At 54.6% G+C, this 20,428-nt stretch carries 21 protein-coding genes; 18 read left to right on the plus strand and 3 right to left on the minus strand.

The features are described 5' to 3' along the window. The 6 genes from flhA to M0P56_RS01575 all read left to right on the plus strand — a co-directional run bounded on the left by flhA (window position 1) and on the right by M0P56_RS01575 (window position 5,909). Complete coding sequence (flhA, locus tag M0P56_RS01550) at window positions 1–2,052, plus strand: flagellar biosynthesis protein FlhA (RefSeq protein WP_291508293.1); 2,052 nt, start codon at window positions 1–3, stop codon at window positions 2,050–2,052. 36 nt (window positions 2,053–2,088) lie between these two features. Next, window positions 2,089–3,258 carry a flagellar biosynthesis protein FlhF gene (gene flhF / locus M0P56_RS01555; protein WP_291508294.1) on the plus strand — a complete coding sequence of 390 codons (1,170 nt, stop codon included), beginning with the start codon at window positions 2,089–2,091 and terminating at the stop codon, window positions 3,256–3,258. A 58-nt stretch (window positions 3,259–3,316) separates the two neighbouring features. Beyond that, window positions 3,317–4,150, plus strand: a complete 834-nt coding sequence (locus M0P56_RS01560; RefSeq protein ID WP_366109965.1) for a MinD/ParA family protein — start codon at window positions 3,317–3,319, stop codon at window positions 4,148–4,150. After that, the gene (gene fliA, locus M0P56_RS01565; protein ID WP_291508296.1) at window positions 4,147–4,875 is read left to right on the plus strand and encodes an RNA polymerase sigma factor FliA; all 729 of its coding nucleotides are present in this window, start codon (window positions 4,147–4,149) and stop codon (window positions 4,873–4,875) included. The genes M0P56_RS01560 and fliA overlap by 4 nt, the downstream gene beginning before the upstream one ends. A gap of 39 nt (window positions 4,876–4,914) precedes the next feature. Next, complete coding sequence (locus M0P56_RS01570; protein WP_291508297.1) at window positions 4,915–5,658, plus strand: flagellar motor protein; 744 nt, start codon at window positions 4,915–4,917, stop codon at window positions 5,656–5,658. An 83-nt stretch (window positions 5,659–5,741) separates the two neighbouring features. Continuing rightward, a complete protein-coding gene (locus M0P56_RS01575) occupies window positions 5,742–5,909 on the plus strand; it encodes a hypothetical protein (protein WP_291508298.1) in 168 nt (55 codons plus the stop codon). Window positions 5,910–5,982: 73 nt separating this feature from the next. Here M0P56_RS01575 and M0P56_RS01580 read toward each other — a convergent pair whose 3' ends face one another. Further along, the gene (locus M0P56_RS01580; RefSeq protein ID WP_291508299.1) at window positions 5,983–6,873 is read right to left on the minus strand and encodes a GGDEF domain-containing protein; all 891 of its coding nucleotides are present in this window, start codon (window positions 6,871–6,873) and stop codon (window positions 5,983–5,985) included. Window positions 6,874–7,063: 190 nt separating this feature from the next. Between M0P56_RS01580 and fliS the strand changes: the two genes are divergently transcribed. From fliS to motB, 4 genes are all read left to right on the plus strand, one after another. Continuing rightward, a complete protein-coding gene (gene fliS, locus M0P56_RS01585) occupies window positions 7,064–7,498 on the plus strand; it encodes a flagellar export chaperone FliS (RefSeq protein WP_291508300.1) in 435 nt (144 codons plus the stop codon). Window positions 7,499–7,569: 71 nt separating this feature from the next. After that, complete coding sequence (fliL, locus tag M0P56_RS01590; RefSeq protein WP_291508301.1) at window positions 7,570–8,073, plus strand: flagellar basal body-associated FliL family protein; 504 nt, start codon at window positions 7,570–7,572, stop codon at window positions 8,071–8,073. A gap of 15 nt (window positions 8,074–8,088) precedes the next feature. Continuing rightward, window positions 8,089–8,949 carry a flagellar motor stator protein MotA gene (gene motA / locus M0P56_RS01595; RefSeq protein WP_291508302.1) on the plus strand — a complete coding sequence of 287 codons (861 nt, stop codon included), beginning with the start codon at window positions 8,089–8,091 and terminating at the stop codon, window positions 8,947–8,949. 7 nt (window positions 8,950–8,956) lie between these two features. After that, the gene (gene motB / locus M0P56_RS01600) at window positions 8,957–9,886 is read left to right on the plus strand and encodes a flagellar motor protein MotB (protein WP_291508303.1); all 930 of its coding nucleotides are present in this window, start codon (window positions 8,957–8,959) and stop codon (window positions 9,884–9,886) included. Here the strand turns inward: motB and M0P56_RS01605 are convergent. Then, window positions 9,878–11,134, minus strand: coding sequence for an EAL and HDOD domain-containing protein (locus M0P56_RS01605; protein ID WP_291508304.1), 1,257 nt, complete (start codon window positions 11,132–11,134; stop codon window positions 9,878–9,880). The genes motB and M0P56_RS01605 overlap by 9 nt on opposite strands. A gap of 1 nt (window position 11,135) precedes the next feature. After that, window positions 11,136–11,675: a protoglobin domain-containing protein gene (locus M0P56_RS01610; RefSeq protein ID WP_291508305.1), complete on the minus strand. Its 540-nt coding sequence runs from the start codon at window positions 11,673–11,675 to the stop codon at window positions 11,136–11,138. A gap of 452 nt (window positions 11,676–12,127) precedes the next feature. Here M0P56_RS01610 and M0P56_RS01615 point away from each other — a divergent pair, with 452 nt between their 5' ends. From M0P56_RS01615 to M0P56_RS01650, 8 genes are all read left to right on the plus strand, one after another. After that, the gene (locus M0P56_RS01615; protein WP_291508306.1) at window positions 12,128–13,432 is read left to right on the plus strand and encodes an OprD family outer membrane porin; all 1,305 of its coding nucleotides are present in this window, start codon (window positions 12,128–12,130) and stop codon (window positions 13,430–13,432) included. Window positions 13,433–13,546: 114 nt separating this feature from the next. Further along, window positions 13,547–14,479 carry a methyl-accepting chemotaxis protein gene (locus tag M0P56_RS01620; protein ID WP_291508307.1) on the plus strand — a complete coding sequence of 311 codons (933 nt, stop codon included), beginning with the start codon at window positions 13,547–13,549 and terminating at the stop codon, window positions 14,477–14,479. Window positions 14,480–14,503: 24 nt separating this feature from the next. Then, window positions 14,504–14,875, plus strand: coding sequence for a response regulator (locus M0P56_RS01625; RefSeq protein WP_215876878.1), 372 nt, complete (start codon window positions 14,504–14,506; stop codon window positions 14,873–14,875). Next, a complete protein-coding gene (locus tag M0P56_RS01630) occupies window positions 14,875–15,207 on the plus strand; it encodes a lipid asymmetry maintenance protein MlaB (protein WP_291508308.1) in 333 nt (110 codons plus the stop codon). The genes M0P56_RS01625 and M0P56_RS01630 overlap by 1 nt, the downstream gene beginning before the upstream one ends. Beyond that, complete coding sequence (locus tag M0P56_RS01635; protein ID WP_291508309.1) at window positions 15,204–17,405, plus strand: chemotaxis protein CheA; 2,202 nt, start codon at window positions 15,204–15,206, stop codon at window positions 17,403–17,405. The genes M0P56_RS01630 and M0P56_RS01635 overlap by 4 nt, the downstream gene beginning before the upstream one ends. Window positions 17,406–17,433: 28 nt before the next feature. After that, on the plus strand, window positions 17,434–19,083 hold the full coding sequence (locus M0P56_RS01640) for a methyl-accepting chemotaxis protein (protein WP_291508310.1): 1,650 nt from the start codon (window positions 17,434–17,436) through the stop codon (window positions 19,081–19,083). Between the two features lie 10 nt (window positions 19,084–19,093). Beyond that, on the plus strand, window positions 19,094–19,612 hold the full coding sequence (locus M0P56_RS01645; protein WP_291508311.1) for a chemotaxis protein CheW: 519 nt from the start codon (window positions 19,094–19,096) through the stop codon (window positions 19,610–19,612). 3 nt (window positions 19,613–19,615) lie between these two features. Beyond that, window positions 19,616–20,425 (plus strand): protein-glutamate O-methyltransferase CheR, encoded by an 810-nt coding sequence (locus M0P56_RS01650; protein WP_291508312.1) that lies wholly within the window; start codon window positions 19,616–19,618, stop codon window positions 20,423–20,425. The last annotated feature ends 3 nt before the right edge of the window (window positions 20,426–20,428 follow it).

Consider the following 20,428-nt stretch of genomic DNA (forward strand, 5'->3'; position numbering starts at 1 on the left):
GTGAACGCCCTGAACCGGATGTTGCAACGCGTGAACTGGCATACCCTGGCGGCCCCGATCCTGGTGATCATGGTGCTCGCCATGCTCATTATTCCATTGCCGACTTTTCTCCTGGATATTTTCTTTACCTTCAATATTACGCTGGGCCTGATTATCCTGCTGGTCAGTCTCTATATGGTGCGACCGCTGGAGTTTGCCGCCTTTCCGACAGCACTATTGTTAACGACTTTGTTGCGTCTTTCCCTCAATGTGGCGGCGGCAAGGATCATTTTGTTGCACGGCCAGAATGGACCCGGTGCGGCCGGACAGGTGATTGAGTCCTTCGGCGAGTTTGTCGTAGGCGGTGACTATGCGGTGGGAATCATCGTCTTTGCGATTCTGGTCATCATCAATTTTATGGTTATCACCAAGGGGGCCGGGCGCATTGCAGAAGTCAGCGCCCGTTTCACTCTCGACGCCATGCCGGGCAAACAGATGGCTATTGATGCGGATATGAATGCCGGCATTATCGATCAGGAAGAAGCCCATCGGCGGCGCAGCGAGATAGCGCAAGAGGCCGATTTTTTTGGTTCCATGGATGGTGCCAGCAAGTTTGTGCGCGGTGACGCCGTCGCGGCGATCATGATCCTATTCATCAACCTGATCGGTGGTTTGATCATCGGTATCTGGCAACATGGTCTCAGTCTTGGCACGGCCGCCCATGACTACACCCTGCTCAGCATCGGTGATGCGCTGGTGGCACAAATTCCGGCACTGGTCATTTCCATTGCCGCTGGCATTGTGGTGACGTCAGTCAATACCGGTCAGGATTTGGGAAAACAATTAGTGAGTCAGATTTTCCAGAACCGGGACGTACTGGTTATCGTCGCGATGATCCTCGCCGTTCTCGGGCTCATTCCGGGGATGCCGCATCTGCCGTTTCTGGGGGCAGGCGCGCTGTTGGGCGGCCTTGTTTGGTATCGCAAACGCCAGCAGCCAAAGGCCGAAGCCGCGACGCCTTCACCACCCGCCGAGCCGGAGGAGGTCACCTGGGCCAGCGTCGAGCCGCTTGATCCACTTGGGCTGGAGGTCGGTTACCGCCTGATTCCGTTGGTCGACAAGGGGCAGGGCGGTGAGCTGCTGGCACGGATTCGCGGGGTGCGTAAAAAGTTCGCGCAGGACTTTGGCTTTCTGGTGCCCGCTGTGCACGTCCGCGATAATCTTGAATTACGGCCGACGGCGTACCGGATCACCGTCAAAGGTGTTGAAGTGGCAGGTGGTGAAATCTTTCCGGATCTGCTGCTCGCCATAGACCCAGGCAATGTCCTCGGCAAGCTCGAAGGCACCCCGACTACCGACCCGTCCTTCGGTCTCCCGGCCTTGTGGATGAACCACGATCAGCGCGACAAAGCGGTCGCTTTGGGTTACACCGTGGTTGATCCGGCAACGGTGATCGCCACCCATTTGCATCAGATATTGCAGTCCCACGGTGCTGAACTGTTGGGCCGCGAGGAGGTGGAGGGGATTCTGTCCCATCTCGCCAGCCGCTCACCCAAGCTGGTAGAAGACGTCATCCCGAAGATGCTGTCTCCCGACAAACTCAAGAAAGTCTTGCAGAACCTGCTGAATGAAGGCGTGCCCATTCGCGACATGCGCACCATCGTCGAAACTTTGGCGGAGCACGCACCGCAGAGCCAGGATGTTGACGATCTCACTGCGGTCGTTCGTACCGCACTCGGCCCTTACATTGTGCAAGGACTCTTTCCCGGACAGGGGGAGTTGCCAGTCGCAGTGCTGGACGGACAGTTGGAACACTTATTGCAGGAGAGCTTGCGCAATAGTAATGGCGAGGCTTTGGAGCCGGGGCTGGCGCAGCGGGTGCTGGAAAGGGCGGGGGAGTTGATGCAGCAGATGGAAGCTGGCGGTATGCAGCCGGTGCTGCTGGCCATGGCCCCCATGCGCGCCTTTCTGGCACGTTTCCTGGCCCGGGCTGCGCCGCGGATGCGGGTGCTCTCTTACGCGGAGATCCCCGAAAATAAACGGATCAAGGTGGTGGCCACGCTTGGTGCTTAAATGGCCTGGCGCTCACCCTCAGGGAGAAGGATACAGATGAAGATCAGGCGATTTAACGGGGCGAGCACTCGCGACGTACTGCAGCAGATTCGCACCACCTTGGGTGCCGATGCAGTCATTCTCTCCAACCGGGATGTGGATGGGGGTGTCGAGATCGTTGCGGCCATCGATTTTGATGAAAAACAGTGGACTGAGGTCACGCCAACGCCAAGCTGGCCTGAACCGTTACGCGGAGTTCCGGCAAAATTGCCAGAGGAGAATGTTCTCACCATGAGCACTAAGCCCCCACTAGCTGTCCCTGAACGTGTGGCGCCCATGGCAGTGAGCAGCAGTGCCACCACGGGGGCTACTCCGCTCCGTAACGAGCTTCAGGCCCTGCGGCAATTGGTGGAAAAACGCTGGGGCAGTCTGCGCGCCAGCAAGCAGGCGCGCGAGGTGCTGACGGATATGGGTTTCTCGGCGGGCTGGGCTGCGCAAATCGCGCAGCAGGCCGCAGAGGAGGCCTGGGAGGCGCCACTGCGCGCGGTGCTGGAGGAGCGGGTGGGCTTGAGCGAAAACCCTCTGGATAAAGGTGGAATTTTCGCGGTATTGGGTCCTACCGGCTCAGGCAAAACCACCAGCATAGCGAAACTCGCTGCCGCCCAGGTGTTACGCCATGGACCGCACTCCGTCGCATTGCTGACCACCGATACCTATCGTATCGCGGGCGTCGAGCAGTTGGGGATCTATGCGCGCATTCTTGGCGTACCGCTGGAGGTCATCCGTGGTCCGGAAGACCTTTTCCAGGCCTTGGAGAAGCATTGCCAGAGACCGTGGATATTCATCGATACCATCGGCATGAGCCCGCGTGACCAGCGCTTGGGAGAGCAGTTGCAGTGGCTCGCCGCTTTGGGACCGCAAGCCCATCGTTTTCTGCTCATATCGGCTGGACTGAGCGACAAGAGTTTATCGACGGTTCTGGCACCATATGCGGATCTTCCCCTGGCAGGAGCCATCCTCTCCAAAGTAGATGAGGCGCCGGCTTTTGGTGGCGCATTGGAGTGGTTGGCACAACATCATCTGCCCATTGCCTATTACAGCGACGGTCAGAAGGTGCCGGAAGACCTCCATGAGGCCCGTTGGGACGCGCTGATTCATATACTGCAATCGGTTCCGGCAGGCGATGCGGTGGCTAGCACTGCCCATAATCGCTATCATGGCGCCTGAAATGCAGGGGTCCTCAATGATTGAGACCCGACTGGATCAGGCGGAGGGGCTTCGAAGGATGCGTGCGCGTAAACCAGTCAAGGTGATTGCCGTCGCCAGCGGTAAAGGCGGGGTGGGCAAGACCAATGTCGCTGTTAATCTGGCTATCGCTCTCGCCCAGAAGGGCGAGAAACCCCTGCTTTTCGACGCCGACCTCGGTCTCGGCAATGTGGATATCCTGCTCGGCCTCAGTCCTCGCTATAACCTCTCTCATGTGATTTCTGGTGAAAAATCCATTGAAGAAGTGCTCGTCAATGGCCCTCAGGGCATTCGCGTGTTACCTGCAGCCAGCGGTATCGCGCGCATGGCGGTTCTGGATGGCCTGGCTCAGGCGAGCCTGATTCAGGCTGTGAGCAACCTCGATATTGACGTTGATTACCTGCTGATTGATCTTGCTGCTGGCATTGCGGGTGATGTACTGACCTTCAGCTGCGCCGCCCAGGATGTCGTTGTTGTGGTTTCCAATGAGCCGGCTTCCATCACCGACGCCTACGCCCTCATTAAGTTGCTCAGCCGTGATCACGGTGTGCGGCGTTTCCGGGTGCTGCCCAATATGGTGCGTGACCAGCGCGAAGGTCAGATGCTCTTTCAGCGCGTCGCCGCAGTGGCGGACCGTTATCTCGAAGTCAGTCTTGATCTGATCGGCAGCATTCCCCTGGATCCTGCTCTGCGTAGTGCGGTACGTTCGCAGCGGGCCATTGTCGAACTCTACCCCGACAGTCCTGCCGCCCGAGCGCTGCGTGATCTGGCGACAACAGTGCGTAGCTGGCCCTTGCCAACGGGTCCCGCTGGGCATATCGAGTTTTTCATGGAACGCCTGTTATCGGCAGAAAAATCGCTGCAGAGCTTATGAGTGCCGGAATGGCAGTGGATCGAATGGTACAGCGCAGCGCGCAGGTGGCACGCTATGTGCCCCTGGTGCAGCGTATTGCCCAGCGGATCCGTGCCCGGCTGCCCGCCAATGTCGATGTAGCCGATCTTGTGCAGGCAGGTTTGTTGGGATTGATGGATGCCCTCGATAGCCAGTCGGGAGACGAGAGTGATGCCTTCATCAGTTATGCCAGCATGCGGATTCGTGGCAGTATTCTTGACGAGCTGCGTGCCCAGGACTGGTTGCCCCGCCGTGCGCGTGCCAAGGAGCAATCTATCGGCAGGGCTATGGCCCGTCTGGAACAACATCTCGGACATCCGCCCAGTGATGAGGAAATTGCCAAAGATCTGGGCTGGACGACGGCGGCTTACCAGGCCGCGTTGCGTGAGAGTGGCGGTCAGATTCTTTATCTCGAAGATCTGGCAGCGGACAATGACGCTTTTGTCGGTCGCTACCTCCGCGACGCTGCGGACGATATTCAGGCGGTGCTGGTATCTGAAGAATTTTCCCGCGATCTCCAGCGCGGTATCCGCACTTTACCAGAGAAAGAGCAGCTGGTCCTTGCGCTTTATTATCAGGACGAACTCACGCTGAAAGAGATTGGCAGCGTATTGGAGGTCAGCGAATCCCGCGTCAGCCAGATTATGCGGCAAGCGGTCCTGCGTTTGCGTGCCACTCTGGGAGACTGGCATGACGACGGGTTTTGAGGGCTGCTCATTCGCTGGTCCCCAGAAGGGAGCAAAATCGTGGATTTTTTGACGCTGATTGGTCTGGTGGTGGCTTTCGGTGGTATTTTTGTTGGCCAGCTTCTGGAAGGTGGTAAGCTCAGTTCCATCCTTCAGCTCACTGCCTTCATCATCGTTATCGGCGGTACCATGGGTGCGGTGATGGTGCAATACACCATGCCCGTGTTCGTTCGCTCTCTGAAGATGGTGCCCTGGGCGGTGCTGCCCCCCAAAACCGATCCTCAGCCCGTCATCGCGCAAATTCTGGAATGGAGCAATACCGCCCGTAAAAACGGACTACTAGCGCTGGAAAGCCTGATCGAGGATGTCAATGACCCGTTTTTACAAAAAGGCTTACAGATGCTGGTCGATGGGGCGGAACCGGGGAAAATCCGGGCTACCCTGGAGGTCGATCTGGATTCCCGCTCGGAGATGGAGCGGCAGGCGGCCAAAGTTTTTGAATCGGCGGGTGGGTACTCGCCGACTATCGGTATTCTTGGCGCCGTGCTGGGCCTGATTCATGTCATGGAAAATCTCGCAGACCCGGCCAAACTTGGAGCGGGCATAGCAACGGCTTTCGTTGCAACCATCTACGGTGTGGGGTCTGCCAACCTGCTTTTTCTCCCCATATCGAACAAGATCAAAGGTGTCGTACATCAGCAAACCTATCTACGTGAGATGATCATCGAGGGGCTGGTTGGGATAGCGGAAGGTGAAAATCCCAAAATCATTGAAGGGCGACTGCAAAGCTTTTACGCACGCTGAATGCTAACCCATGGAACACGAATAGTTATTGCGCTAGTCTGCAAGGTCTATATGTTTTACATGATATCTGGAGTACAGCGTTTATGGCCGATTTTCCGCTTAAACCCATTGAGCGTGGTGCCCAGCCCGTGGAGCCTTTGTGCCCGATTTTCGACAAAAGACGGGAGAACAATACGCGGCGACCCCGATTGTCGCCTCGGCGCGAAGAAGAAGCGCCGGAAGAGGGGCATCAGATTGATGAACTGGTTTGAACGACTGCATAGGGCTGACTGCCCGGCAATTTATTTCAGTGAGTCAATGAATGGGGTGTTATTTTCCCGTGCGCTACGGAATCAGGCGCACCTGATTCCGTCCACCCTGTTTCGCCCGATACAGAGCAACGTCAGCAATCGCCATTCTTTCCGCGGGGGACATGTGGTGGGCGAGGGCGGTGATACCTATGGATAACGTAATAGTCAGCAGGTGGCCATCGACTGTCTGAAAAGGGTCGGCGGCGACGGTTCGACATAGGCGCTGCGCCGCAAGCAAAGCGCACTCCGTGCCAAGCCCTGGGAAAATTGCCAGAAACTCCTCACCACCATAGCGGTACAAGCCATCATAATGACGCAAAGCAGCGCGCAGACGTCGCGCGATTTCCCGCAAAATCGCATCTCCAGCAGGATGTCCGTAGGTGTCATTGAGCGTCTTGAAGTGATCCACATCTATCATCGCGATAAAACCGTTAGCGCCGCGATCGACCAGCGCCTGTTCACGTACTAAGTCCTGCTCCATCCGGCGCCGGTTTGGTAGGTTGGTGAGTATGTCTATCTCCCCCAGATTTTTACTAAAAGCGACGATCTCCTCAAAGCATTGCTGTTCCAAAGCACTGGCGGCGCCTATGACGGGGACGAACTCCGGGATGGGACAGTTTTTTGACGCTTCTTCAGAATGAATATGCAGTTGATGCAAAATCTCATGGCAGGAAGCCTGTAAACTATGCCAGCAGGCTTTGTGGGCTTGCGGTATGCGCGCTTCAGGCCCATGCAAGGCCTGTAAAACCATTTGTTCCGCGCGGCGCGGCAATTTTTTGCCTTGTAGATGTTCCTGCAACCAAGTTTGCCAGAATGTTTTCCAAGAGTTGTAAAAAAGAATTAAATCATCGAGGTATATGCTTTCGTCGGCGATATCTCGTGTCTCACTCCCGGAACGTGGGGCATTCTGCGATCGGGCTGTCATGGAAGTTCCTCCGGTTTTATATTCACAAGCAATAAGCAGGCCATGATAGGCACAGCGCACGCGTTTTTCCGCATCTCTGATCATGCCTTCATGAGCGGGGGTAGTACCGCTGGCCTTGCGCCGTCTACCATTTCAGTTTTCCCTGTGACGTGTCGTTATTCCTCCTGAGAAGAAGCGGGAGAAAAGTGTTATGCAGCATATACCCAAAAAATCGGCACAGGATTTCTCTACAGCGGTGCCGTATTTTTCGTCCGATGGCCTTGTTTTGCTGGGACTGGAGGGTGTTGAAAAATACATACGCCGGATTCGACGGGCGTTGGAGCGTCGGGATTTCGCCGCAAAGCAGCGCGCGATGGAGCGGGTTCAGCAGATCGTTCAGCATCTGTTGGTCACTCTGGACGACAATCTCCCATCCCCCCACCTGCGGCGCCTCGATAGTCTCTATCGGTACCTTTTGCTGAAACTGGCGTATATAAATTTATTCAATGATATACAGGAGATTGCCGGATGCGCCACGATCCTTGGCGACCTGCGTTTGGAATGGTCAGCAATCTTCCATCCTTCCGAAAGAAACGATTTGTGCAGGCGGAGCCAAGTCGACCTGGCAAGATTTTTACTTGGCTGAACGACAAGGATCGGGTATATAAGCGTTAGGTAGAAGGTCAGTTCTCTCAGATATCGACAGTCAAGGAAGCCATGGCAGAAGAAAAGAAGCCGGGGAAAAGCAGTCGGGTGATCATCCTCATCATTGCGATTGTCGTGTTGCTCATCATCGCGGCAGGGGGCACTTGGTGGTTTGTCCTGCGCCCAGCGACCGCGCCCACGCCTGCACAAATCGCCAAGGAAAGGTTGCGGGACACCAAGTTTATTGATCTCGGTTCTCTCGTCACCAATCTGCAGAGCAGTGACGGCAGTACGCATTATATTCAGGTACAGATACAGTTGAAAACCTATAATACTGTCGTCGAAACTTCAGTAAAATCTTTTATGCCCGAAATTCGTAATGGTATTTTGATGCTGCTCAGTGCCCAGAATGCTGACAAGGTCAGTGAGCCCGCAGTGCGTGATCAGTTGCTGCAAGAGATAAAGCAGCAAGTGAATACGACGTTGGAGACCGACGGAGGGGTGCAGAAAGTGCCTCCGACTGAGAAGAATCCGCCCATTGCCGCCGTTTACTTTGCCAGTTTCGTTGTCCAGTAAGTAGATGATGACATCATGTTTTTACTAATCGGTTATGTCATTGCACTGGGCGCCATTTTTGGCGGATTCACGTTGGAGGGTGGCCAACTCGCCGCCCTTGTCCAGCCCTATGAATTGCTCATGATTGGCGGCGGGGCATTCGGCGCGTTTTTTGCCGCCACTTTTCCGAGGACTTTTAAATCAGTATTCAAAGCGTTGCCACGGGCATTTAAAGGTTCTAACTATACCAAAGCCGTCTATATGGAGCTGCTCAGTTTGCTCAATGAGCTGTTTGCAAAAATCCGACAGGGCGGATTGATGTCTATTGAAGGCGATGTGGACGATCCGCAATCCAGTGAGCTCTTTAAAAAATACCCTCGCATTCTCGCTGATCATCATGTTCTGGAGTTTATTACGGATTATTTGCGGCTTATGGTGGGCGGAAATCTGGGAGCATTCGAGATGGAAAATCTCATGGATGTGGACATAGATACGCATCATCGTGAGCAGGAAATTCCCATCCACGCATTGACACGCACTGCGGATGGTATGCCAGCGTTCGGGATTGTGGCGGCAGTGATGGGCGTGGTAAATACGATGGGCTCCGTGGATAAGCCACCGTCCGTATTGGGCGAACTGATCGCCGCCGCACTGGTGGGTACTTTTCTCGGCATCCTGCTGGGTTATGCTGTGGTATCGCCTTTGGCGGCGCGCCTTGAAGATCGCGCTGCTGAGGCCAGCAAAATGTTTGAGTGTATCAAGGTGGCCTTGCTGGCGACGATGAATGCCTACCCCCCTCAGGTGGCTGTCGAATTCGGACGCAAGGTGCTTTATTCGACGGAGCGTCCCAGTTTCCAGGAGCTGGATTCACATTTGCGTGATTTGAAAGGCAAGTAGTGCATTTATGGCCGGTGACGACAAAACCAAACCGATAGTCATCAAGCGTATCAAAAAAGGCGGTGGCGCTCACGGTGGTGCGTGGAAAATTGCCTACGCTGATTTTATTACCGCGTTGATGGCGTTTTTTCTGTTGATGTGGCTCTTGGGATCTACCACAAAAGCGCAATTGCAGGGTATTGCCCAGTGGTTTAAGAATCCTGAGCAAGTGTCGCTGATGGGCGGGCCGGGTAGCGGATCATCCAACTCGATCCTGCCGGGTGGTGGAAGTAATTTGAATAAAACGGTCGGAGAGGTGCAGCGGGGTCAGAAACGGCAGGTCATGGCGAGTAATGAAACACCGGTCAACCGCGCGGAGCGTATTGATCAGCACAACCTCGAACAGCTTCAGAAGGCGCTGGATGCGCAAATTGCCAGTAAACCGGCACTGGCGGCATTCCGGAAACAGCTGCTTATAAACATCACCCCGGAAGGGTTGCGCATTCAGGTCGTGGATAGTGCTAAAAGATCTATGTTTCCCAACGGGAGTACCATACTGGAGCCCTACGCCCACGCTATTTTCCAGGCTATTGCGCCGACTCTGAATGAGTTGCCCAATGAGATCAGTATAACTGGCCATACCGACGCGTTGCGTTATCTCAATGACGGGAAGGGCTATAGTAACTACAATTTATCCGCAGGCAGGGCGAACGCGGTGCGGCAGACCCTGGTACAAAGCGGGCTGGATGAGAGCAAGATCTTGCGTGTTGTGGGTATGGGCTCGGCGGTGCTGTACGTTCCCAAAGAGCCGAATTCTCCGCTGAATCGCCGAGTAAGTATTGTCGTGCTCAGTCAGGAGGCAGCCAGACGTATTATTTATAATCAGCAGGCAGAAAATAATGTGACATCATCTGATGCCGCGGAGCATGTCTTAACAAAAGCAGGTGCCTTATTTTAAAGCCGCTGCCCAAGCCATGGATTCCAGCGACATGTTGGTGATGTCTGTTACCGATAAGCCGAGTGCGTGACCAGCATTTCGCACCACCTCGATATCACCACTCTCGGCCGCTTCGACGATTAGAAGCAGCATGCCATCCTCCCCCTCATGCTGCAGTATGGCGGCATGCATTTCCTGTGAGAGTCGCAACTCACCCAGCAGTTCAGGCAGCGGTTGATTGAGGCAGGCATCCAGCAGGGAGAGCATACCCGCTAAAAATGAGCGATGCAGTGCCACTGGTTGCGCATCCAGTTTAGGAGAGCGCTCGCGAAGCAGCTCCGCAAGGCGTGCGCGGGTCGCGGCCATCGTCAGCAATGGCGTTTTGCGCGCCCCTTGGCTGGCAAAAAGTAACAACGTTAGCCAGCGTTGCAAGGGTTGCCTGCCCAGTAATATGAGCGCGCGGCGAATACTGTCAATTTCCTGACCTCGGGTCAGCCCTGCAGAATTCAAATAGCGGAGTAACTGAAAAGACAAGCCGGGATCACGGCGAAAAGTTTCTTCAATATCACCGACTGGATTTTCCTCGGCAAGCATGTTTAACAGGTTGAATATGGTAAGTTGATTGGCAGCAAGACTTCTCCCACTGATAATTTCCGGACGCATGAAATAGTAACCCTGGCTATAGTCCACCCCCGCTTCAAAGCAGCGTCGTGCCATGATTTGGGTTTCAACCCGGGTAGCGATAATGGCTGGAATATTGGTTATATCGGCTTTGCGAATTAGTTGTATCCATGCCTCCCATTCCCTGGGTTCATTGAGATACGTATCTATTTTGACGAAATCCACGACCTTGAGTAAGCCGATCTGCCATGGCGCTGCTTCAAAACGATCCAAAGCGAGGCGAAAGCCGCGTTTTCGCAAATTGAGAATATTGTCAATAAACTCCCGTGTTGGCGCTTCGATAATGGTAAATTCTGGGATTATTTGCGTGGCTGGAAAAAGTTCTAAACTTTTTTCATCAAAATTGCTGTTGGTAAAGTTGATAAAGGCTGGTTTTCCGCCGAGTAACTGTTCTATATTGAATACGCTGAATGTTTTTATCAGCACCCTAGCCGAACAGAGGAACGGATCCTCCAGTGGTCCGCTGGCTTCTTCTCTCGCAAATAGTTCATAGCCGATCACCTCGCCATGACGACTCAGAATGGCTTGGCGGGCAACAAGTTCTTGGGCAGCGTCTGGCGTGGGCATGTTTGCAATTTTTGAGTTCATTTCATACCGTCATGAGGCGATCTAACAAGGTCTTCGAGATGCCCGTTACTTCCAGCAGGCGTGCTGTATAAGCGCGGTCCGTGAGATACTGACAGAGATCCAGCATGCGCAGGATGGCTGCTGTTAAAGCGCCTTCGCCGTATTGTTGGGAAACGCCGTGGGTCCCTAATAATTGTGGTAAAGCGGCCCGCAAAAAACTCATGGCAAAGGCGGTATACAGCGGCGGAATGCGTTTTTGCACATTATTGCTGCCCTCTTGATGCTGGGCTTCCAGAAACTGCTGGTCGTGCGGACCGGTGAAGAGATTGCCGAGCCAATGGGTCAGGTGTTGCGGAAAATCCTGATGTGCAGTCGCGAGCCGCTGCTCCACTTCGGGGACGCTCTTCAGATGCTGAAGGAAAAGGGCAACGACCTCCGGCAGCAGCGCCAGTGCCTGGGGTGCAGCAGACTGAAGGAGATGCACATCCGTCTCTTTCAGCCCGGCCATCTGCGCAAAAATCGCCAGGTTCTGATCTTTGTTCACTATTTCTAAGAAATCCATACGCTCTACCCTCTGGTATCCTGCTGATGTTTTACTCTGGTCTGCTGAGATTACACGATATCGGCAAGATTGCCAGAGGTCCATTGGGGACGCTAAAGTTTTGGGAAATTGTGTCGTAGAGTCGATGTGATGTTCCCGTTGTCGAACCCCCTGGATGATTAGGGCGCGATGAAGTCGCGTCCCGGCGAGCGGCTTACAACGTCGGTTGGATCGTATGGATGGTGGCGTTGATGGTTGCGGAAGCGATTCTGCCCGTGATCGCGCTGATCTATACGTATCGACGTTTCATGACGCGGCTTTTGCGCGCAGGGTTTGGTGCGGCACCACGACTTTAATGGTCTGTACCAGGCTGCACCAACCCAATATGCCTAGTAGAAAATCTCTTGATTGAAAGCGTCGTGTTAAATATGTCGGAATATGTGGATATAAATCTGGACACTGAAAGTTGAGCCATGTTACAGAAAAATAGATATTCAATTATAATGGGTGCCTGTTACATTTTCGCCATACCCAGTTTCGCTCAGGCCGAAGCGCCAAAAAATTTCATCCAGAAGAGTGGCATTAGCGGAACTATACGCTCTTGCTACTTCAGTAAACTCTATGGTGCCGCAGCCGAAAACAACATGGATGCTTACGGCCTGGGTGGTATTCTCAACGTAAAAACCGCGCCCGTTTTCGGAGGCTTTATCTTGGGGGCTAGCTTCTTCACTGCCAACGATTTGGGCACACACGGTAATAATCCCAAGCATGTTGACACTACATTGATGGGCATTGCGTCTTCCATTAATGCACTGGGGCAAGCTTATATTCAGTATGTCATGCCTCGCCGCCTGCTGATTCGCATCGGCAACCAGATAATCAACACGCCGTGGATGGGTCCCCGCGATTCACGCATGTTGCCTCAGACCTTCCAGGGCATGTTCGCCCGGATCACCCCTGTTTCTGGATTAAATCTAGAGGCCATGCGCATTTTCCGCTGGAAGAGTCGAACCTCCAGCGATTACTACAAAGACAATCTGTATTATGACACAAATTATTACAACGATCCGCTGTATGACGTGACCGCCGTATTGCCGAAAAATGCTGGGAAGTTCCAGGGTACGCTGGCCTTCGGCGCAACATATAAAGCGAAGGGTGCAGAGGTTCAGGCCTGGTATTACAACTTCTACCAGTTTGCGCAGATGTTTTATGGTAGTGCCGCCTATACCCTAAAAACGGGCGCAGGGTTCTTTCCCTTTGCTGCCGTGCAGTATATGCGAGAATGGCAGGTAAATTCGGTCTTCCAAAAATATGACGCCAAACTCTTCGGACAATCTGGCGGTGTCAATGCGACATTGTGGGGTGGCAAACTGGGTGTGAAAAGTCCTAGCGGTAAAGTGTTTGTGGCATATAATGCCCTTATTCCTCATGCTGGATCCTTTGGTGGGGGTGCCATTATCTCACCCTATGGCAATTATAAGGCCACTTACTCGTCGTTCATAACGGATAACCTGCTGGCCTTTGGTCCCGGACATGCGTGGCGCGTTGCTGCAAGCTATCGACTGTGTCAAAAGCAAATTATTTTAATGGTCGGATATATCCACTTTAATACCAATTATGAGGGTACGACCCACGGCGTTTACCTAGATATGACTTATGTCCCCAAGGTGCTCAAAGGATTTGCCGTCCGTGATCAGGTCGCCATCGATAATGGTTTACAGGCGTATGCAGGCAGATCCTTCATCTACAATCGGATGATGTTGCAGTATGTCTTCTAAAGGATTCATTGATGGGATGGGAAACGAACCTGATCCGGAGTCGCTAAAGTTTTGCGGAGTCGTGCCGTAAGGTTGATGTACCTAATTTCTTACGCAATGCATACAGAGAATAAAATGACGGACAATCTCCCTTTGGATCAGGTGCTTGAGCAGGCGTTTCAGGTGCTGGCGTCCCAGATCAAATCCGGTCGGACACAGATGGAACAGGCGGTTTCTGACATTATGAGCCGCTTCGTCAGGCTCCATGAGCGTCTGGGTAATGCCGTGCGAGCCTCACGCGGCGCGGCGCAGGCCGAAAGGGGAGATCCGGATATGGGCGGTTTGTTCCGCACCAGTGAGGCGGAACTTCTGGGCGTACTCCAACATATCGGCACGGCTACCCAGCAGCATGAGGCGCAGCAACAGGTGATATCGGCACTTTTGTCCCAGATCAATACGTTGGAGCGTATGGCGCAGGATGTGGGAGAAATCGCCTCTCAGACAACGTTGCTCGCGCTCAACGCGGCCATCGAAGCGGCCCGCGCTGGTGAGCATGGCCGCGGTTTCGCCGTGGTCGCTGATGCAGTGCGCAAATTATCCACCCGCTCCAAGGACACCAGCCAGCAAATGAGCGAGAGCGTTAAAGTCATCAGCACGGCCATTCGTGGTGTGGTCGCGCAAACGGCGACGGCTATTCAACAGGAAAGGCAATTCTTGGCCAACGCAGAGCTGTCTATCCGTAGCGTATTGCATCGCCTGCAAGAGATGACAGGCCGCTTGTCGGAGTCCGCGGATATTCTGCAAGGCGAGGCACAAAAGATCGGTGAGGAAATGGACCAGTTATTGATCGCCCTGCAATTTCAGGATCGTGTCAGTCAAGTGCTGGGGCACGTGGAAGAGGGGATGCGTGATCTGCCGGCGCACCTGGCACAAGGAAATCCCGGAGCTGGGATAGACGAGTGGTTGCAGGCGCTGACCGGAAAATATACGACCCGTGAAGAACGTGCCATTCATCATGGTGAAAGCACCGCGGCGCCGGACGCCGGCCAAGACATCACTTTTTTCTAAAATAGCGCGCAAGGAGTTCGCGAAATGGCAAAAACAGTTCTCGTAGTCGATGATTCCGCATCCTTGCGGCAAGTCGTCAGCATTGCGCTGAAAGGCGCAGGTTATGAAGTCATCGAGGCTTGTGACGGTGTAGATGGTTTGGCAAAACTGGGCGCAGCAGCCAAAGTCCATCTCATTATCAGTGATGTGAATATGCCCAACATGGATGGCATTACTTTCGTCAAGGAGGTTAAACAGAAGCCGGAATACAAGTTCACGCCGGTGATCATGCTTACCACTGAGGCGGAAGAAGAAAAAAAACTCCAGGGACAGGCGGCTGGCGCTAAAGCTTGGGTGATCAAGCCATTCCAGCCTCAGCAGATGCTGGCCGCGGTAGGCAAGCTGATTTTGCCTTGATGGCTATGGACATTGAGCAGGAGCAGCAGGGTGCCAATCTGCAAATCCGGTTATCCGGCGATCTGGATATTTACGCGGCGGCATCCATGCGTACCCATCTGCTGAGCGTGCTCCAGCAGCATCATGAAATTGAACTGGTATTAAACGAAGTGGCTGAAGTGGATGGGGCCGGTTTGCAAATGTTATTGGCGACTAAAGCCGAGGCTATGCGCCTTGGTGTGATTCTGCGACTCACTGGACATTCAGTCGCTATGGTTCGGGCGTTGCAGTTGTGCCGTCTGACGGCCTATTTTGGTGATCCTGTTATTCTGACGCGGGAGATGGCCGGATGATTGACCTTGATCCACAAATGGCAGCAGCACTACAGACTTTTTTCGAAGAAAGTCGTGAATTGCTACAGGACATGGAAAATGCGCTGTTGTTCATGGAGGATGCGGGCGCTGATTCGGAACGTATAAACGCAGTCTTTCGGGCGGCGCATACCATCAAGGGTTCTGCTGGCTTGTTCGGACTGGAAGAGGTGGTGCGTTTTACCCATCGCCTGGAGAATCTGCTGGATCAAATCCGGTCGGGAATTACGGAGCTCACGCCGGTGCGCATCACGTTGCTACTTTCCTGTGGCGATCATATTGCGGGCTACTTGGACCGAATTGCCACTGAGTCGTCATTGGATCAGAGTTTTCTTGCGGAGGATTTGCGGCTGCTTGGAGATCTCGCGGCCCAATTGGGCTCTAGCCCGGTGGCCAGCATAATGCCTGCCACAGCACCTGCGCTCGCCCCGACAACGTTGGCACCAACCGTATCCCCTTTCACCGAACCAGAGTGCAGCAATTCGCTCGATTCGGTGCAAACGGGCAACTGGCATATTTCCCTGCGTTTCGGGCTCGACACGTTTCGTGACGGCATGGATCCGCTTTCTTTTTTGCGCTATCTGGAGCAGATCGGCGAAATTGTCGGGATCGTTACCCTGACCGATAGCCTGCCGCTACTGTCCCAGATGGACGCAGAAAGCTGCTATCTGGGTTTTGAAATCAGTTTCAAGAGTTCCGCCGACAAGGCAAAAATTGCCGATGTGTTTGACTTCGTCAAAGAATCCAGCACGATTCACGTCCTCCCTGCGCATAGCCAGATTACCTCCTATCTCCAGTTGATTCAGCAATTGCCGGAAGCCGATAAGCATTTGGGCGAGATTCTCGTCGCTGTAGGCTCGCTGACGCCAGAGGAGTTGAAAAGAGCGCTTGCCTTACAGGATTCGGCGAGCCAGGTCGGTCAGCATCAACCACTCGGTGAGATTCTGGTGGCCCAGAAAATGGTGCAGGAGCCTGTGGTACAGGGCGCTCTGGAGAAACAGCAACAACAGCGCGAACATCAGGTAGTCGAGCGCCAGATGTTGCGGGTACGCGCTGCCGATCTGGATCAACTGGTGAACCTGGTCGGGGAACTGGTCATCGCTAGTGCCGCCAACAGTCTTTATGCGGCGCAGAATAACGCCGAGGATCGCATCGAATCCGCCGCGCAGGTGGCGCGCCTGGTGGAGGATATCCGCGATGGTGCTCTCCACTTGCGCATGATCGATGTCGCTGAGGTATTTCAGCGTTTTCCGCGTGTGGTGCGGGATACTGCACGGACTTTAGGCAAGGATATTCGTCTGGAAATCAGCGGCGAAGGGACGGAACTCGACAAGAGCATGGCGGAAAAAATCACCGATCCGCTCATGCATTTGGTGCGCAATGCCATGGACCATGGCATTGAGAGTGTGGAGCGTCGTCACACGCTCGGCAAACCGGCGCAAGGCTGTATCCGTTTGCATGCGTGTCATGATGCCAGCGGCATTCTTATCGAAGTGCGTGATGACGGCGGCGGACTCAATCGCGAGAAAATTCTGGGCAAAGCGATAGAAAAGGGGCTGGCCACTCCAGAGCAACAACTCAGTGACCAGGAAATCTATGCACTGATATTCGCCCCCGGCTTTTCCACAGCCGACCAGGTGAGCGACATTTCCGGGCGAGGGGTAGGGATGGACGTGGTGCGTCAAAACATCGAGGCTATCCGTGGCAGTATCGAAATCCACTCCACTCCCGATGTAGGCAGCACCATGCGCATCCGTCTGCCACTCACCTTGTCTATCATTGACGGCTTTCTCGTCAAGTTGGCGACGGATACCTTCGTCATCCCTGCGGAGTCCGTGGAGGAATGCCTGGAATATCCGGAACAGCAAGGCACTGTTGGGTATATGGTATTGCGCGACCAGGCTCTGCCGCTACTACATTTGACGAGAGTTTTCCGGTTTGATGCCCAACCCGAAAAACGTCGTAATGTCATTGTCGTGCGTCACGGTCAAGATCGGGTTGGCATGGTAGTCGGGGCTATCCTCGGCAATCAGCAGACGGTCATCAAACCGCTCGGCAAGTTGTTCGATCAGGTACCGGGGATATCCGCAGCGACCATCCTCGGTAATGGCGACGTCGCCCCCATTCTGGATATTCCTGCACTGATTTACCAACACGCTTCCGCAAAACACATTCATTGATTTTTGATTTACACCAGAGGAGTTCACTATGTTTGGGAATATGCGTATCGGTCTGCGCTTGGGCGCCAGTTATGGCGTGATTATCATCCTGCTGATCCTCGTTGCGGCGACGCTGATGGTGCAACTGCAGAAAATCAAGGGCGATACCGATAACGTTACCGGCGTAGTATGGCCCAATGCGCATCGCGCCAATGAACTCCACGTTGCCGTCCTGGCCATGGCCAGTGACTGCCGCGACGTGTTATTAAGCCAGACTCCTGGGCAACGTGCCCAGGGTCAAAAGAATGTCCGGAATCTGCAATCGCGGAGTCAGGACCTCGTGATGGCGCTTCATGAAAATATCCGCCCTGCCCAGGGCAAATTGCTGGTGGAAAAAATCCAGGGCCACCTGAAAGAATACGATTCCGCGCTAACGGTCTGTTTTCAAGACGTGAATGCCGTCACCGCGGGAACCGCCAGTGCGGCGACCAATAGTGCCGCCATCACCCAGTTTCAGCAGCAGGCGGTCCCCCAGGAAGACCGGCTTCGCGCTGAACTGACTCAACTCGATAAACATATAGCCGACAGTTTTGGCACAGCGACGCAGCAAAGCAATGCAGATTATGTCAGGGCCCGTGACCTGGGTGCCGGAATCGGTTTTGCCGCCATTCTCGTGGCGATTCTGATGGGCTTTTTTCTGACCCGCTCTATCATTCGCCCCTTGAACGAGGCGGTCGGTGTGGCCGAACTGGTCGCCGATGGTGATCTCTCCATGCAGGTGGTGTCACGGACTCGCGATGAAACGGGCCGTTTGATGGCGGCGATGGCCACTATGGTGGAGCGTCTGACCCAGACCATTGGCGAGGTGCGTAGTGCGGCAGACAATCTCTCCAGTGCCTCCGAGCAGGTGAGCGCAACTTCTCAGTCGCTCTCTCAGGCCGCCTCGGAGCAGGCCGCCAGTGTCGAGGAGACTTCCGCCACTCTGGAAGAGGCCGCGGCGTCCATCAAGCAAAACGCGGAGAATGCGCGGGTGACCGACGATATCGCCACCGGTGCCGCCAAAGAGGCGCGTATGGGTGGCGACGCCGTTACCCAGACGGTGCAGGCTATGAAGAATATTGCCGACAAGATTGGAATCATCGACGACATCGCCTATCAGACCAATATGCTGGCACTCAATGCTGCGATCGAGGCCGCCCGTGCTGGTGAACATGGTAAGGGCTTTGCCGTGGTCGCCGCTGAGGTCCGTAAACTGGCGGAGCGCAGTCAGGTGGCGGCACAGGAAATTGGCGCACTGGCCAGCAGCAGTGTGCAGGTGGCGGAACAGGCCGGAAGCGCTCTGACCGCCCTGGTTCCGGCGATCGGCAAAACCTCTGATCTGGTGCAAGAAATCAACGCCGCTTCTAATGAACAGGCGGCCGGCATTGATCAGATCAATCTGGCGGTGGGGCAACTCAATCAGGTCACCCAGCAAAATGCATCCGCCTCGGAAGAGCTGGCGGCGACGGCAGAGGAGATGAGCGGGCAGGCCGAACAACTGCAGCAACTGATGGCAACGTTCCGGCTACGCACGAAGGGGGGCGGATCTTCTGCCAATGCGGGTGCGCATAAGGGCTCTGCGGCAGGAGTACACCGCCAGGGACGTGGGCAAGACGTTGCGCCAGTCAGTACTGACAGCCACGATTTCGTCCGCTTCTGAGGAGGCGCCCATGAACATGCTGCCAGCAGGAGACGGCGCCGCGCAGGTTGAGCGTTGGGGAGGGCAATATCTGATTGTCCAGTTACAGGCGGAATCCTTTGGTGTGGATATTTCGGCGGTGCGAGAGATCATCGCCTATGTCGTCCCTACCCAGATCCCCATGATGCCAGCTTTCGTGGTGGGGGTGATCAACCTGCGCGGGCAAGTGGTGCCCGTGATCGACATAGCACGACGTTTTGAACGTCCGGCGACGGCCATTCATAAACGGAGTTGCATTATTATCGTGGACCTGCAGGAGGGGGAGTCACGACAGCGCCTCGGCGTCATCGTCGACGCGGTCAACGAGGTGCTGGAGTTTCCTGCGGACCAGATAGAGCCAGCGCCACAATTTGGTGCCGGTTTGCGTACCGAATTTATCCGAGGTATGGGCAAGGTGGCTAATCAATTCATTGTCCTGCTGGAAATGGCCCGGGTGCTCTCCATGGACGAGATGGCCGAACTCGCCGCGATTGCGGCTGGTGCATCATAGTCCATGTCGGTGACCACTCCCCTATCCGCCTTGAGTGATGCCGACTATCGAGGTATTCAGGCTTTTTTGCGGAAGGAGGCTGGAATTACTCTCGGTCCGGCCAAAAAGCCGCTGGTGATGGGGCGGTTGGGAAAGCGCCTGCGGGCACGCGATTGCCGTAGTTATGATGCCTATTTGCGTCTGCTCGACAGCGACGCGACTGAGCGGCAGCAGGCCGTGGATCTACTCACGACCAATGAGACCTACTTCTTTCGGGAGACCAAGCACTTCGCCTTTTTGAGTGAACAGATTATCCCACAGCGGGCTAACCAGTCGGCGCTTCGTGTCTGGAGCGCCGCCTGTTCTTCCGGCGAGGAGCCTTACAGTATCGCTATGGTGCTGGCGGAACGCCGCGGCCGCGGTTGGGAAATTCTAGCCTCCGATTTGAGTACTCGTATGCTGGCTTCGGCTGCGCAGGGTATTTACCCCATGGAGCGTGCTGAAAAAATTCCTAAAACCTATTTGAAGCGCTTTTGTCTGCGTGGAGTGGGACGACAAGAGGGGTCATTCAGTATCGTGCCGGAGCTACGCAAGTCGGTAAAATTTTCGCAAATCAACTTGGATCACCCGCTGCCTGCCGTGGGGGATTTTGATGTGATTTTTTTGCGTAATGTGCTGATTTACTTTGATCCGCCCGCTAAGGAGGCCATTTGTTTACGCCTGCTCGCGCACCTGCGTCCCGGCGGATATTTTTTGGTGGGACACTCCGAAAGTCTCAATGGTATCGTCGATGGTCTGCGCCTTGTTCAACCCGCGGTCTATCGGAGGGATTGACGC

The sequence above is a fragment of the Acidithiobacillus sp. genome (assembly GCF_023229925.1).
GTDB lineage: Bacteria > Pseudomonadota > Gammaproteobacteria > Acidithiobacillales > Acidithiobacillaceae > Acidithiobacillus.